Below are 15,018 nucleotides of genomic sequence, written 5' to 3' on the forward strand. Positions count from 1 at the left end.
CCTTCACCCCATCCTCACCTCGATCTCGTCATAACGCCGCACCCGGTACACCACCATCGAGATCAGCCAGCTCAGCACGAACACGCCGATGATCACATAGCCGAGCATGCCGAAATGCGCGTTTAGCGCGCCGATCACGTCCCACAGCCCGCCTTCGAGCCCGAGCTTGTCGGCGATCAGCCCGAGTGCTTCGATGCCGCCGATGACGACCGCGACCACCACCGAGACCAGCGTGATGGTCATGTTGTAGTAGAGCTTGCGGATCGGCTTGGTGAAGGCCCAGCCGTAGGCGCCCAGCATCAGGATGCCGTCGGTGGTGTCCACCAGCGACATGCCGGCGGTGAACAGCGCGGGGAACACCATGATGGTCCAGAAGGGTACGCCCTTGGCGGCTTCAGCGGCGGACAGGCCGAACAGCGCGACCTCGGTCGCGGTGTCGAAGCCGAGGCCAAACAGCAGCCCCATCGGGAACAGATGCCAACTGCGGCTGGCCAGCCGGAACAGCGGGCGGAACAGCCGCGAGAGCACGCCGCGGTTGTTCAGCAGCAGGTCCAGGTCCTGCTCCTTGAGCGCTTCGCCGCGCTTGACCGCGCGGAAGGCACGCCACACGGAGATCAGGATCAGCAGGTTGAAGAAGGCCAGCAGGAACAGGAACAGCGCGGAGACGCTGGTGCCAATCATGCCGCCCACGGCTTTCATGTCGGCGAAGCGTGTTTGCAGCGCGGCGGCGGCAACCGCGATGCCGATCGACATCAGCGTGACCACGGTGGAGTGGCCGAGCGAGAAGAAGAAGCCGACCGTCACCGGACGCTTGCCTTCCTGCATCAGCTTGCGCGTGACGTTGTCGATGGCGGCGATATGGTCGGCGTCAACGGCGTGGCGCAGACCGAGCGTGTAGGCCAGCACGGCGGACGCCAGCAGCATGGGGTGGTCGCGGAACGCTGCCAGTGCCCACAGCCATGCCCCCACGTTGGCGGCGATCAGGAAGACATAGAGCGCAATGACCTTGCGGCGCACGTCGGCGTCTTGGTCGTTGAAGATGCTGGCTAGAAAGCGGAACATGAGCGGTCCGTGAAAGATCGGGGATTCTGAGTGGATGGACGCCAGGCCGGGACTCATGCCCGCCGGCGGCGCCCGCGAAACAACCTGCGCCAGCCAATCACCACGCCACTGACGCAGACTACCAGCCCGGCAACCGAAAGCAACCAGACCGTTGCGTCCCAGGCTGGGCGATGGCGCACTAGCCAGCCAAAGTCCCAGCTGTGCGCGGCATGGAACAGCCATCGGTAGGCGCGGCGGCTGCGGTCGCTGCGGCCCAGCAGGTTGCCGGTGTCCGGGTCGATGTACGCCCACGTCGCGCCATCGTCGTCAAAGCGCACGCGCAGCACCGGCAGCTTGCGCGGCTGGTGGTGGCTGTACCAGTAGGCGTCATCCTCGTGCAGCAGGTCGTGGCCGGCGACGGTGGCGTCCGGCATCAGCCGCGCGGCTGCCTGGGCCAGTGCCGCGGCCGTGAGCGCCAGCGGCGCGCCGGTGTCGGCGCGATAGGCTTGCGTCGTGGCCGCGGTCGCCACCAGCATGACCGGCACGCCGGCCTGCCAGGCCAGCTTGATTTCCCTTGGGGGCACGGCGGTGTTGGACAGCAGACCCGCCAGCGTCGCGCCATCGCCGGCGGGGAAGTGCGGCAGGGTTGCCCCGGCGTAGCGTTCCAGCGCTGGCTGCGCAAACGCCCGCCCCGCAAACCACTGGTTGGGGTTGACCGACAGCCAGCCGCTGGCCAGCCACGCCAGYAGGAACAGCGATGCGGCCAGCCCGGCGATATGGTGCCAGGCCATCCAGCCGTGATAGGGCGAGGTGCCGCGGGCGCTGCCATGCGCAAACCGGCGGCGCACGCGCAGCCGCAGCCAGCCTATCCAGACGCCGCTGACGGCCACGGCAATGCACACGCCGGAGGTCCACAGCACGACCTGCCGCCATAGCGGCGGGTCGGCCCGCACCGGCGTGAAGTACAGCCAGTGCGGCACCGAGCCGAGCCAGTTCCAGAACCGTTCGGCGCGGCTCGTGTCGCGCATCACCTCGCCGGTCCTGGCAGACACGTACAGCTCGGAGCCGGCCGCATCGTCCAGCGCAATGCGATGCAGCGGCCGCCAGGGATTGAGCCCGTTGGGCACGGTCCACTGGTCGCGCTCCGCGGTTTCCACCCAGCGCGCGCCCGCCGCACCGGAGAAACGGCGGGCGATAGCTTGCGCGGCGACGGCATCCACCTGCTCGATGCGCGCCGCGTCGCGGGCGGAGACGGTGTAAGGCTTGCCGTTCCAGTCGATCATCCGGTAGACCGGGTGCGCGCCCATCATCTCCAGGCGCAGGCTGCGCGGAAAGCGGGTGAGGCCCGCGCTGGCCATCGCGGCATCCGGCGTGATCCTTACCCCGGGCAGGTCCAGCGGCGGGAGCCCCGCGTGGCGCTCGGCGTCGGTTAGCGCGGGAAAGGCCACGTACATCATGACCAATCCCGAGAGAAACCACATGGCGATCAGCAGGCAGCCCGCGATCCCGGCCCAGCGGTGCACCAGGTAGAGCCAGCGGCGCGTGAAGCGCCAGCACGCTTCACGCCAGGACAGGGGTGTGCTTGCCATGCCGGGCCTAGAAGTAGAAGTTGGCCGACAGCTCGGCCGCGCGCGGCCGGCCCAGCAGCCACTGGCTGCCGCTGTTGCCGGAGGATTCGGCGTAGTCGCGGTTGAACAGGTTGTACACGCGCAGCGTCAGCGCCGTCTTGCGCGATACGCGCCATTGCAGCGAGGCATCCACCGCCGTGTACGACGGCATGGTGGTGGTATTGGCGTTGTTGGTGTAGCGCTTGCCCACGTAGCGCAGGCCGCTGCCTACCTGCCACTGCGGTGCGAAGGCCCACGTCAGCCACAGGTTGGCCGCCTGCTGCGCAACGCTGGTGGGCACATTGCCATTGCGCGAGACCAGCGCGCCGTTCACGCTTTCCGCGAAGTTGTCGTAGCGGGCGCGCAGCACGGTGCCGTTGGCTTCCAACCGCAACCCGCGCATGAGTTCCACGCTGACCGAGGCCTCCAGCCCGCGCGAGGATTGCTCGCCCACCTGCACCGCCAACGCCGGGTTGTTGGCGTCGCGTGTCAGCAGGTTCTTCTTGACGATCTGGTAGGCGGCAAAAGTCCACTCGCCGCGCTGGTTCCAGAACGATTGCTTGACCCCGGCTTCGATCTGCCGCCCGGCGGCCAGCTTGAAATCCTTCTGTGCGTCCGAGGTGGAGATCAGTGCGTTCAGCGGATCGGTGGCGGTGGCGTACTGCGCATACACCGACAGGGCTGGCGTGAATGCGTAGACGGTGCCCGCGCGCCACGTGACGTTGTTGAAGCTGCGGGTCCAGTCGTCGCCCGTGAGCAGGTTGCCGCGTTCCAGCTGGGCATGGTCCAGCCGCACGCCGCCAATCACCGACCATTCCCGGGTCAGCTTGAGGCGGTCCTCGCCAAACAGCGCGGCTTGCGTGGTGTGGGTGCGAAAGCGCGGCGACGTGACAACGCCTGGCGGGCTGAAGAACTGGCCCGGGTCGAACTGGTAGGCATTGACCGTGGATGCGCCGCCATAGGGCGAGTTGCTGCTATTGGTGTAGTTGATGCGGTTAACGTCGAACCCCACCATGGCGGTATTGGCCATGCCGAACAACTGGCCATCGATCTTCAGGTCGGCGCGGTTGCCCACCTGTTCCTGGTCGTGCAGGATCTCCAGGTAGTCGGTGCGGCGCACCTGGCCCGTCGCGGGCAGGAAGGTATAGGACTCGGCGTCGCGCCAGTGGCGCTGGCTGGTGAGGTAGTAGAACTGGTTGCGCACCGTGACCCGCTCGTTGGGCTGCCACTGCGCCGCGAGCCGGGTCCAGCGGTCGCGGTAGGTGATGTCGGCATCGCCAACGTTGTAGTTCTTCTTGCGCAGCGAGGTGTCCAGGCCGCCGCCCGCCAGCGGCGTGCCCAGGTATTGCATCGGGTGCTGGTCGGCATCGTCATAGGACAGCGTCAGGTTGAACTCGGGCGATACGTCTAGCCGCACCGCGGCCGACACCGCCAGGCTGCGCGAGTCGCCCCGGTCCACCCAGCCGCCGGAGCGGTTATAGCTGGCGTTGAAGCGGTAGGAGAGCGTCTCGTTGACTGCGCCGCCGCTGTCGAACGCCGCGCGTGCTGTTCTTTGCGTGCCGCCGGTGAGCTGCAGCTCGTTGGCGATCGGCGCGCGTATCGGCTTCTTGGGGATCACGTTGACCACGCCGCCGATCGCGCCTTCGCCAACCATGACCGAGGCCGCGCCGCGCAGCACTTCGATGCGGTCCACGGACCAGGTATCGAAGGGGAAGGTGACGGTGCCGGAGGCCACGTAGAGGCGCGTGCCATCGTACAACTGCATCACCGAGCCTTGGCCTGCGAAGCCGCGTGCCGCGAGCGCCGTGCCGCCGTTGCCGGGCGCGCCATTGGACGTGATGCCGGTGGCGCGGGTCACGGCCTCGCGCAGCGACAAATCGCCGCGTTCGCGAATGGTGTCGCCGGACAGGACTTCCACGCTAGCGGGCGTTTCCAGCGGGGTCAGGCCAAGGCGGCTGCCGGTGCTGGTGGGCTCGGACAGCGCGAGCCCGGGCGGCTGCGAGGCGCTGCTGACTACCACCGCCGGTAGCATCGTGCTGCCGCGCGACGGCTGCGATTGCGCTCGCTCCGAAGGTTGCGCATCGTCCGCCGCCCAGGCGGCATCGGCGCCGAGGCCGGCGAAGGCCCCCAGCGATAGCGCGAGCGCGCAACGATGCGCGAGCTGGCGCGGCTTGGGCGCATGACGACATTTGCGTGGCGTGACGGCCGCCGGCGAGGCGGTACGGGCAATGCGAGGGCGCGCGGACATGAACTTTCCATCATTGGCCGCGGGCGACCCCGCCCGGCGGCAATAAACGAACCAGCCGCGGACGAGCGCGCAGTGACTGCCAGACGCGTGGCCAGCCGTCTCACGCCTGGCCGCCCGTCCGCAGCCCCGGTGATCGGTCGAAGGCCGGTATCCGGGCTTGCAGGGGGACGCCTGCCGCTGGGGCGCGTCCGGGGTGCCGCCTTCCCGCGCGATGATGCGCAGTGGCTGCCGCGGCCTGTTGGCGCGGCGTGACACCTTTGTACCTGCTGACCGTTGCGGGGGCAGCACAGGATTAGCCGCGGCATGGCCGGCGGCGCACCTGTTTCCCGTTTAACCCCCGCCGCGCGCTGCGCGCCGGAGGCACCTTCGAACCCTTGGCAGTCCACTTGCAAGGCAATTGCAAGTCAATTGCAATTGCTGGGTGGAATGCGAGGCGCATTGTAGCCGTATTTGCGCTGCTTTCGGGGGCGGATGGCAGGCGTTTTCTTTGCACCGTGCGAGTGCGCTGGCGTTTCAGCCTGGCGCAACCTGTCGCCATTTTGGTGCTTCATGCGGCATTTTCTGCGCTTCGAGGCCTTTCGTGCCGTCCTGCCGCGCCTTTCGCTAAAGAAGGCGAGCCCGGCTCCGATATCCGGAGATGCCGCATGCCTCCTGCATGACTGGCGATTGCCCCGAGAAGCGAGTGCCATGAATCGTCTGACCCTGCGAAAAAAGCTGTGGATTCCCCTTGTGCTGGCCTGGCTCGGCCTGCTGTTGCTGACCGTGATGCATGCCTTCCAGACCCGCCAGCTGCAAATGGCCGATCGCCGCAGCGAGCTGGCTAATATCGTCGACATGTCGCTCTCGCTGGTGCGCGACTATGCCGAGCAAGCGCGCCAGGGCAAGATGTCCGAGGCCGATGCCAAGGCCCAGGCCACGGCCCGCGTCGCCGCACAGCGTTATGGCAAGGATGGCTACATCACCATCGTCGGCGCGGATTCCGTGCTGTTGATGCATCCCATCAACGCCAAGCTCAACGGCAAGAACATGAGCGACTTCAAGGACGCCAAGGGCAACGCCTTGTACGCCGATATCGCGGCCCGCGGCGCGTCGGCCGACGGCGCGGGCCACCTGGACTACTGGTGGCCCAAGCCGGGCAGCGACCAGCCCAGCCCCAAGATCGGCTACGTGGCGCGCTTCAAGCCGTGGGGCTGGGATCTGGTCGCCGGCACGTATATGGATGACGTGCAAGCGCAGTTCCGCGCCTCGCTCTATCAATCGCTGGGGCTGCTGGTGCTGCTGGGCATTGTGATTTCCGCGGTGGCTACGCTGCTGATCCGCAGCATCCAGAGCTCGGTGGGCGGCGAGCCCGCTACCGCCGCGGCCCTTGCCTTGCGCATGGCCAGCGGCGACCTCACGGCGCGCGTCGAAACTCACCCGGACGACCGCTCCAGCCTGATGTACGCCATTGGCCATATGCGCGACCAGCTCGCCGGCACGGTGGCGGGCATCCAGCAATCGGCCGATTCCATCACCTCGGCGGCCCAGGAGATCGCTTCGGGCAATAGCGACCTGTCGAGCCGCACCGAGCAGCAGGCGGCCTCGCTGCAGCAGACTGCCGCCAGCATGGAGCAGATCACCGCGACGGTGCGCCAGAATGCCGACAACGCCAAGGAGGCCAGCCAGTATGTGTCCGACGCCTCGCAGATCGCGCAGCAGGGCGGCAGCGTGGTCAGCCAGGTGGTGGACAAGATGCGCGGCATCACCGCCAGCTCGCGCAAGATCAACGACATCATCGGCGTGATCGACGGCATTGCGTTCCAGACCAATATCCTGGCGCTTAACGCCGCGGTGGAAGCCGCGCGCGCCGGCGAGCAAGGACGCGGGTTTGCGGTGGTGGCTGGCGAGGTGCGCAACCTGGCGCAGCGCAGCGCGGGCGCGGCCAAGGAAATCAAGACGCTGATCGTCGAGTCGGTGGGCCAGGTCGACAGCGGCTCKGCACTGGTGGAACAGGCCGGGCAGACCATGGCCGAGATCGTCAACGCGGTCGGCCGCGTGACGTCGATCATGGACGGCATCGCCTCGGCCACCGCGGAGCAGCGCACCGGCATCGAGGAGGTCAATCGCGCGGTCGCGCAGATGGACCAGATGACGCAGCAGAACGCGGCGCTGGTGGAGCAGGCGAGCGCGGCCGCCACGTCGCTGGAAGACCAGGCCGGCGCGCTGCACCATGCCGTGTCGGCCTTTCGCCTGTTGCCCGCCTGAGCGTTGAGCGCTGACCGGGCGCTCGGCGCGCCTGGCCCTACAGCAGCGATTTGCCCTGCGCGAGGATCTTGTCGCAGACCTGCTTGGTGACCTGCTCCTTGAGGCCGCCGCCGCTCAGGTCGAACTGCTTGCCATCGCTGCTGCTCAGGATGCCCTTGGCGCCGCTGGTATAGCCGGCGTCCGACGTGGGCGCGTTACCGCCGACCTTGCCCAGCAGCTTGTCTTTGACCGAGGCGGCGCCGCTGGCACCGCCAAGGTAGTTGTTCTTCACGCAGAACTCCAGGATCCCGGCGACATTGCCGGTACTGCCCGAACTCAGCGATTGCAGCGAGGGCATTCCACTCATTCCGCCCAGGCCGCTGCCCAGGCCGCTCAGGCCACCGGACGAACTCTCGGTGCCGCCCTGCGTGGCGCCTTTGAGCAGGTCCCCGAGCTGCGCATGCGCGGCTGCCACCGGTAGCAGCGCGGCGATCAGGATCTTCAGGGCGGTGGCGCGATAGTGGCTGGCGTTCATGCGGCATCCTTCTGGCGGGGCGGAAACAGTCTTCACTATAGTGCTTGCCGCAACGGCCATTGCCCTTCGCCGCAGTGACGCTTTCTTCTCTCCGCTCTAGCCGATTTGCATGACGCGCGCATTAAGCGACGCTTCGAGTATGCAACTGATTGTTCCGCAAGTCAGAATGTCGTATCAATGATACGAATTTTCCCAAGTGCATGTATCGATTTACCCAAAACCTGGTTTTGTCGTCTTTGCGTCACGGACTGTCGCTTCCGGCACCTGAGCCACCTGAGCCGCCTGAGGCAAGGCGCGCGCCCGGAACCTGCCTAGAACGAGCCGAAGGCGCCGCCGAGCGCGATGACCGCCGCCAGCGCCGCGATCGGGCCGATGATGCCAACCACCACGATATCGCGATAGCTTTCGCGATGCGTGGTGCCGCAAACCGCCAGCAGCGTCACCACCGCGCCGTTGTGCGGCAGGCTGTCCAGTGTGCCAGCGCCAATCACGGCGACCCTGTGCATCAGGGCCGGGTCGATGCCTGTTACCTCCGATAGCTGCAGGTAAGTGCCGCCCAGCGCCTGCAGGGCGATGGTCAGCCCGCCCGAAGCCGAGCCGGTCAGCGCGGCGAGCACATTGGTGGCCACCGCCAGCGATACCAGCGGACCGCCCTCGATCGACAACACCCATTCGCGCACCAGTGCAAAGGCAGGCAGGGCAGCCACCACCGAGCCAAAGCCCACCAGGCTGGCCACGCTGATTGCCGGCAGCACGGCGGCATTGGCGCCCGCGTCCATGCTCTCGCGCAGCTTGCCCAGGCGCTTGCGGTGCAATGCCAGCAGGCAGAGGATGGCCGCTGCCAGCGCCACCAGCACCGACCATACGCCCCCCAGCGCCGCCAGGCTGGTGCCGCCCCAGCGCTCGTTGGCCAGGTAGCTCGCGTTCCAGCGGGGCAACACCAGCAAGCTCATCGCCAGGTTCACGGCCACCACCATCACCAAGGGCAGGAACGCGCTCCACGCTGCCGGCCATTCGGCGCTGCGCGCGCCGTGGCGCGCTTCGGCGGGATCGAACGCGTTGGCCACCGTGGCGCGCTCGCGCACCAGTTCATCGCCGGCGGCGCGGTCGGCGGATTCCAGCGCCTCGTCGCCAAAGCCTTCGCCTGCGCGGCGCGCGGCGCGCTCCACGCGCGCGAGCCACCACAGCCCGATGGCCAGCATGATGGCGGACGCCAGCACGCCCAGGCCCGGCGCGGCAAACGGCGTGGTGCCGAAGAACGGCATCGGGATCGCGTTCTGGATGGCTGGGGTGCCGGGTAGGGCGGACATGGTGAAGGTGGAGGTGCCCAGCGCGATCGCCGCCGGCATCAGCCGGCGCGGGATCTGCGCGGCGGCGAACAGCGCTTGTGCCATCGGCGCCAGCACGAAGAAGGCCACGAACAGGCTGACACCGCCGTAGGTGACCAACGCGCCGGCCAGCACCACCGCCAGGATGGCGCGCGGGGGGCCGAGCTTGAGCGTCATCCATGCGGCGATGGCGTTGACGCAGCCGCTGTCATCCATCAGTTTGCCGAACAGCGCGCCGAGCAGGAACAACGGGAAGAACTGGGCAAGGAAGCCCGCGGCGCTGCCCATGAAGGTCTGGGTCCAGTGCGCCAGCAGGGGCTCGCCGGCCGTGGCCGCGGCCAGCAGCGACGCCGCCGGCGCCAGCAGCAGGATGCTCCAGCCCCGGTAGGCCAGCCAGATCAGCAGGCCAAGGGCCAGCAGGATGCCAAGAAGGCCCATGGTGTCAGTGCTCCCGCAGCGGTTTTCAAGCCTTTACAGCATAGGTGACGCGGCGCAGCGAGCGGTGCGGCGATGCGCGCTATTGCGCCTGCCGCTCCAGCACCTCCCAGAGCGCCAGCAGGGTAGGGTTGCTGGCATGGGTGGCGCGATACGCGCAGATATCGAATGCCGAGCACCACGCGGCGTCTCCCGCCGGCACCAGCGTGCCCGCCGCGAGCGCATCGGCCGCGGTGGTGCGCGGCAGCCAGGCCACGCCGTGGCCCTCGCTGGCCATCTTCATCAGCAGGATTGCCATGTCGGCCTCATAGCAACGCTCCAGCGCGCGGCGTGGCGGCGCGTCTTCGAGAATCACCTCGACGATGCGGCCAAGCGTGGTGCTGGCCGTGTAGGCCAGGTGGGGAATCGGTTTGGCGCCGCTACTGCCTAGCGGGAACAGCGGGGCGCCGCGCGCATTGGGCGCGCACAGCGGCATCAGCACGTCGTGCCCCACCGTGAGGCTGCGGAACTTGTCCGGATCCAGCGAGACCGGCACCCGCGCATGGTTGTAGCCCAGCATCAGGTCGCAGTTGCCCTCCGACAGCGCCACCACGGCTTCGAGCACGTTGGCGGCCACGACCCGGGCATTGAACTGGCCGTAGCGCTTCTGGCATGCCTTGAGCCAGCCCGGCAGGAAGGTCAGCGACAAGGTATGCCCGGCGGCGATCTGGATGGCCTTGCCCGGCATGCGGCTTTCCTGGCGCAGCGTGGCACGTGCCTCCATCAGCAGCGTGAGTGCCTCGCGCCCGCTGGTGCAGAAGGTCTTGCCGGCCGGGGTCAGGTCCATGGGGAAGGTGTTGCGGTCGACCAGCACCGCGCCCGCCCAGTCTTCCAGCGAACGGATGCGCCGCGACAACGCCGACTGCGTGATATGCCGCAACTCGGCGGCGCGCGAGAAGCTGCGCGTCTTCTCCAGGACCAGCAGGTCGTCGATCCATTTCAGCTGCATGGGATGTGCCTTCGGAAGCGTCGGAACGGTGAGGGAAAGCTTGCCGCCAGCTTGGCCTGGCAAGGGCGCCAGGCCGTGGCCGCAATGCGTATTCCATTTTCGCATAGCTCTATGGCCGATCCGCATCCCGGTGGCCGCCGGGCGCGCCTAAAATCTGCGCTTCCCGTCAGTCAATATCGCCCCAAGGCGAAGCCAGATCCAGCATGACAGGGGCGCGCAAACAAGCCGGCAGCCAAAGCGGCTGCGCCCCGGAACGTTCCGACTCTACCTCGGCAGTTAACGTCTTCGACGCTATCCGGAGCAACCCTGATCATGTTTATCCCGTCGCTTTACCGTACCCGCCCGTTGCAGGGGCCAGCCCGTCTCTTCCGTGGGGGCAAGCGGGCACAAGCTGGCCTGCTGCTGGCGCTGGCCGCGGGCGCCGCTGCCACCACCACGCCAGCCGCCGCAGCGGATTACCCGGACCACGCGGTCCAGCTGGTGCTGTCCTTCCCGCCGTCCGGCGCCACCGATGTGCTGGCGCGCGCGGTGGGCCAGCGCCTGTCCACCGTGCTCAAGCAACCGGTGGTGGTGGACAACCGCCCCGGCGCCGGCGGGGCCATCGGCATGAGCTTCGCGGCCAAGGCCGCGCCTGATGGCTATACGCTTTACCTGGCCGCTGTCAGCAATGCCGCCATTGCGGCTGCAACGTATAGCAACCAGCCTGCCAGCCTCGCCCGCGATTTCGTGCCCATTGCCGGCATCGGCACCGTGCCGCATATCCTGGTGGTGCCGTCCTCGTTGCCGGTGCATTCGGTGCCTGAGCTGGTCGGCCTGCTCAAGGCGTCTCCCGGCAAGTACAACTTCGCCTCGCAAGGCTCCGGCACGTTGTCGCACCTGGAGTCGGAGCTGTTCAAGCTGCGTACCGGCGTGGACGTGGTGCACGTGCCGTACAAGGGCAGCGCCTTCGCGCTGCCGGACCTGATGGCAGGCCGGGCGAGCATGATGTTCGACAGCATTCCCTCGGCCCTGCCGCACGTGAAATCCGGCAAGCTACGGTTGCTGGCGGTGGCGTCCGATCACCGCCTGGGTTCCTTGCCCGATGCCCAAACGGTGACCGAGGCCGGCATCCGGGACTTCCGTGCCGACAACCTGTTCGGCCTGGTTGCGCCCAAGGGCACGCCGCCCCAGGTGCTCAAGCAGCTTTCCGCCGCGATGAAGGAGGTGCTGGCCTCGCCGGAGCTGGCCACGGCCATGGAAGCGCAGGGCGTGCAGATCAAGTACACCGCGCCCGAGCCGTTCGGCCGCATGATCGGCGACGAGATGCGCGCATGGGAGAAGGTGGCGCGCGCGGCCAACGTCAAGATCGAGTAGCCGCCGCGCAAGAACAAAACACAAACGCATCTGGCCGGCGCTGCCGTGCAAGCCGCTGGCCAGATTCCCCCAACCCTCCGAGTCTCGCAAAGCCATGACCAATTTCTGGAATTTCCCTTATCCCTCGCAACGCGTGCCCGTGCTGGCCGACAACGTGGTGGCCACCTCGCAGCCGCTGGCGGCCGCGGCAGGCCTGCGCATGCTGGCCCGTGGCGGCAATGCCGTGGACGCGGCGCTGGCCACGGCGATCGCGCTGACCGTGGTCGAGCCGTGCATGAACGGGATCGGCGGCGATGCCTTTGCGCTGATCTGGGACGGCAAGGAACTGCACGGCCTGAACGCCAGCGGACGGGCGCCGGCGGCGTGGACGCCCGAGTATTTCTCGCGCTACGCCAGCATGCCGCTCAACGGCTGGGACACCGTGACCGTGCCGGGCGCCGTTTCCGGCTGGCGCGCCACGTGGGAAAAATTCGGCAGCCTGCCGTTTGCCGAGCTCTTCGAGCCCGCGCTGGAATACGCGCGCAACGGGTTCCTGGTCTCGCACACCGTGCACCGCCAGTGGCAGGCGCAGGTGCCCGTGCTGATCGACAAGCCGGGCTTTGCCGACGCCTTCGCGCCGAACGGGCGCGCGCCGCTGCCGGGCGAGCGCTTCATCTGCACGGGCCAGGCACAGACGCTGGCGCGCATCGCCGAGACCAAGGGCGACGACTTCTATCACGGTGAGCTGGCCGGCCGCATCGCCGCGCATGCGCGCGCCACCGGCGGGCTGATCAGCGAGGCCGACCTCGCCGCTCATCGCGCGGACTGGGTCCAGCCGATCAGCATGTCCTATCGCGACCTGGAGTTGTTCGAAATCGGCCCGAACGGGCAGGGCATCGGCGCGCTGATGGCGCTGGGCATGCTGGAGCATTTCGATGTCGCGGCGATGGGCGTGGACTCCGCCGCCGCTATCCATGTGCAGGTGGAAGCCATGAAGCTGGCGTTTGCCGATCTGCACGAGTACGTGGGCGACCATACGGCAATGACCGAGGTGCAGGCCGCCCACCTGCTCGATCGCGGCTACCTGGCCAGCCGCGCCAAGGCCATCGACCCGGAGCGCGCGGCGGCGGCCGGCCCGGGCAGGCCCCACAGCGGCGGCACCGTGTACCTGACCACGGCGGACCGCAACGGCATGATGGTGTCGTACATCCAGTCCAACTTCAAAGGCTTCGGCTCCGGCGTGGTCGTGCCCGGCACCGGCATCGCGCTGCATAACCGTGGCTGGGGCTTCAACCTCAAGCCGGGCCACCCCAACCAGGTGTGCCCTGGCAAGCGGCCGTTCCACACCATCATCCCCGGCTTTCTGATGCGCAAGGGCGCGCCGCTGGCCAGCTTCGGCGTGATGGGCGGCTCGATGCAGGCGCAAGGCCACCTGCAAATGACCAGCCGGCTCGCGGATTTCGGCCAGAATCCGCAGGCCGCGTGCGATGCGCCTCGCTGGCGCGTGCTGGACGACAACGCCACCATCGCGGTGGAGTGGAATTGCCCGGCCGCCACGGTGGAAGGCTTGCGCGCGCGCGGCCACAAGGTGGACGTGGCGCCGCGGGGCAACCTCGAATTCGGCGGCGCGCAGATCGCGATGCGCCTGGAGGATGGCTACGCGGCGGCTTCGGACCATCGCAAGGACGGCTATCCGCTGGGGTTCTGAGCGCGCCCCTGCCTGCCGGCCGTCGGCACCGGAGTGGCGCGCGCGCCAGCCACGGCGCAAAAAAATACGCCGGTGCGTGGTCCAGGGCACATTAAACGGCCGTACCACGGGCCTACACTGGCGCCATCCCTTCGAGGAAGGCCGCCATGAACAAGCTAAGGTCCAGCCGTCTGCTCGATCGCATCTCGCCGTCCGTGCTGGCCGACCTGCGCCGCATGCGCGTCGCCGCCGAGGCCGAGCGTGCCCTGGCCGCACAGGCTGCGGCAAGTGGCGCGGGTGCCGGAGAATGCGGCAACAACCCGCTAAACGACGCTAATTATGTCGAAATGGCGTGCTACGACCCAAGGCGCGGCAAATTCGTGATGGAGCGCCGCAGCGCCGGCCCGCGCGTTAAATAGGCGCTCGCCCCGCCAATCTGAAGGCGGTGCCGCGCGCTCCAGGCCAGCGCCAGGCACGGCGGCGCTGGCGGTGGACTGCACGGCACCCCCCTCCAGCCTCCTTCTTCGGCTGGCGGCCGTGCCCATGGCCGGAGTTGGTATAATCGCCCACTACCCCAAACATGCCGCCTGGCGCTGCATGCCGGGCTGTGGCGACAAGCCAGGCCTAGGCAGTAAAGCAGCACGGCGGTCCAACGCGTGACGAGGAGTTACGTGGCCGGAACAGAAATCGCAGTGCAAACCGTCCCGCAAGCGGGCCATGCCGTATCGTCCGGCAGCTCATTCCATACCGCCCTCAAGATCCTGCCCGCCGCGCAACGCGAGGCGATGTTCGAGATCTATGGCTTTTGCCGTGCGGTGGACGATATTGCCGATGGCGACGGCCCGCGCGCCACGCGCCTTGCCGGGCTTGACGCCTGGCGCGACGATCTTGCCGCGTGCTACGCCGGCACGCCGCCGGCGGCATTGCGCGGGCTGGCTGCCCAGATTCAGCGCTTCGGCTTGCAGCAGGAGGATTTCCTCGCTGTCATCGATGGCATGGCCATGGACGTGCACGCGGATATCCGCGCGCCGGACAACGCTACGCTGGATCTCTATTGCGACCGCGTGGCCAGCGCGGTGGGGCGCCTTGCCGTGCGCGTGTTCGGCATGGAGCGCGATGCCGGCGTAGCGCTGGCGCATCACCTTGGCCGCGCGTTGCAACTGACCAATATCCTGCGCGATATCGACGAAGACGCGGAGCTGGGCCGTGTGTACCTGCCGGCCGAAGCGCTGCTGGGCGCGGGCGTGCCGATCGGCACGCCGCATGCCATCGTCGGGCATCCCGCCGTTGGCCGCGCGTGCCTGGAAGTCGCGCAGCAGGCGCAGGCGTACTACGACCAGGCATTCGCCATCATGAACGCGGCGCCGCGCCGCACGGTCCGTTCGCCGCGCATCATGGGCGAGGTCTACCACGTGATCCTGCAGCGTTTGCTGGCCCGCGGCTGGGCCAACCCGCGGGCGCGGGTTCGCGTGCCGCGCGCGCGATTGCTATGGATTTTGCTGCGGCATGGCCTCGTGTGAGGTGAATCCGCCGATTGACTGCCGCCCATGGCCGCTCGCGGCCGCGTGCGGCATTGCCGTAATTGCGTTGTTGA

The 15,018-nt window shown here is 67.9% G+C and carries 11 protein-coding genes and 1 riboswitch; of the genes, 5 read left to right on the forward strand and 6 right to left on the reverse strand.

Translation table 11 applies throughout. From position 1 onward, the window contains the following. Positions 1 to 3: 3 nt before the first annotated feature. Genes AB4061_RS24385 through AB4061_RS24395 form a run of 3 tightly spaced genes read right to left on the reverse strand, consistent with a single transcriptional unit; the run spans position 4 to position 4,896 of the window. Positions 4 to 1,062 (reverse strand): HoxN/HupN/NixA family nickel/cobalt transporter, encoded by a 1,059-nt coding sequence (locus AB4061_RS24385; RefSeq protein ID WP_441638299.1) that lies wholly within the window; start codon positions 1,060 to 1,062, stop codon positions 4 to 6. Between the two features lie 53 nt (positions 1,063 to 1,115). Next, a complete protein-coding gene (locus AB4061_RS24390) occupies positions 1,116 to 2,630 on the reverse strand; it encodes a PepSY domain-containing protein (RefSeq protein ID WP_441638301.1) in 1,515 nt (504 codons plus the stop codon). A 7-nt stretch (positions 2,631 to 2,637) separates the two neighbouring features. Beyond that, positions 2,638 to 4,896 (reverse strand): TonB-dependent receptor, encoded by a 2,259-nt coding sequence (locus AB4061_RS24395; protein ID WP_441638303.1) that lies wholly within the window; start codon positions 4,894 to 4,896, stop codon positions 2,638 to 2,640. Between the two features lie 125 nt (positions 4,897 to 5,021). Continuing rightward, a riboswitch (cobalamin riboswitch) is annotated at positions 5,022 to 5,279 on the reverse strand. Positions 5,280 to 5,583: 304 nt separating this feature from the next. On the opposite strand from AB4061_RS24395, the gene AB4061_RS24400 reads away from it, so the two are divergent. Beyond that, positions 5,584 to 7,140 (forward strand): methyl-accepting chemotaxis protein, encoded by a 1,557-nt coding sequence (locus AB4061_RS24400; RefSeq protein ID WP_441638305.1) that lies wholly within the window; start codon positions 5,584 to 5,586, stop codon positions 7,138 to 7,140. A 37-nt stretch (positions 7,141 to 7,177) separates the two neighbouring features. On the opposite strand, the gene AB4061_RS24405 is transcribed toward AB4061_RS24400, so the two are convergent. From AB4061_RS24405 to AB4061_RS24415, 3 genes are all read right to left on the reverse strand, one after another. After that, positions 7,178 to 7,654, reverse strand: a complete 477-nt coding sequence (locus AB4061_RS24405) for a DUF2501 domain-containing protein (protein WP_441638307.1) — start codon at positions 7,652 to 7,654, stop codon at positions 7,178 to 7,180. 311 nt (positions 7,655 to 7,965) lie between these two features. After that, complete coding sequence (locus tag AB4061_RS24410; RefSeq protein WP_441638309.1) at positions 7,966 to 9,420, reverse strand: GntP family permease; 1,455 nt, start codon at positions 9,418 to 9,420, stop codon at positions 7,966 to 7,968. A gap of 79 nt (positions 9,421 to 9,499) precedes the next feature. Then, a complete protein-coding gene (locus tag AB4061_RS24415; protein ID WP_441638311.1) occupies positions 9,500 to 10,405 on the reverse strand; it encodes a LysR substrate-binding domain-containing protein in 906 nt (301 codons plus the stop codon). A 312-nt stretch (positions 10,406 to 10,717) separates the two neighbouring features. Between AB4061_RS24415 and AB4061_RS24420 the strand changes: the two genes are divergently transcribed. The 4 genes from AB4061_RS24420 to hpnD all read left to right on the forward strand — a co-directional run bounded on the left by AB4061_RS24420 (position 10,718) and on the right by hpnD (position 14,944). Continuing rightward, a complete protein-coding gene (locus AB4061_RS24420; protein WP_441638313.1) occupies positions 10,718 to 11,758 on the forward strand; it encodes a Bug family tripartite tricarboxylate transporter substrate binding protein in 1,041 nt (346 codons plus the stop codon). A gap of 94 nt (positions 11,759 to 11,852) precedes the next feature. Continuing rightward, the gene (locus tag AB4061_RS24425) at positions 11,853 to 13,445 is read left to right on the forward strand and encodes a gamma-glutamyltransferase family protein (protein ID WP_441638315.1); all 1,593 of its coding nucleotides are present in this window, start codon (positions 11,853 to 11,855) and stop codon (positions 13,443 to 13,445) included. Between the two features lie 146 nt (positions 13,446 to 13,591). Then, positions 13,592 to 13,843, forward strand: coding sequence for a hypothetical protein (locus tag AB4061_RS24430; protein ID WP_441638317.1), 252 nt, complete (start codon positions 13,592 to 13,594; stop codon positions 13,841 to 13,843). Positions 13,844 to 14,095: 252 nt separating this feature from the next. Continuing rightward, positions 14,096 to 14,944 (forward strand): presqualene diphosphate synthase HpnD, encoded by an 849-nt coding sequence (gene hpnD, locus AB4061_RS24435; protein WP_441638319.1) that lies wholly within the window; start codon positions 14,096 to 14,098, stop codon positions 14,942 to 14,944. Positions 14,945 to 15,018: the final 74 nt, after the last annotated feature.

Origin of the sequence: Cupriavidus sp. YAF13, assembly GCF_052113425.1 — a bacterium.
In the GTDB taxonomy this organism is placed as follows: domain Bacteria; phylum Pseudomonadota; class Gammaproteobacteria; order Burkholderiales; family Burkholderiaceae; genus Cupriavidus.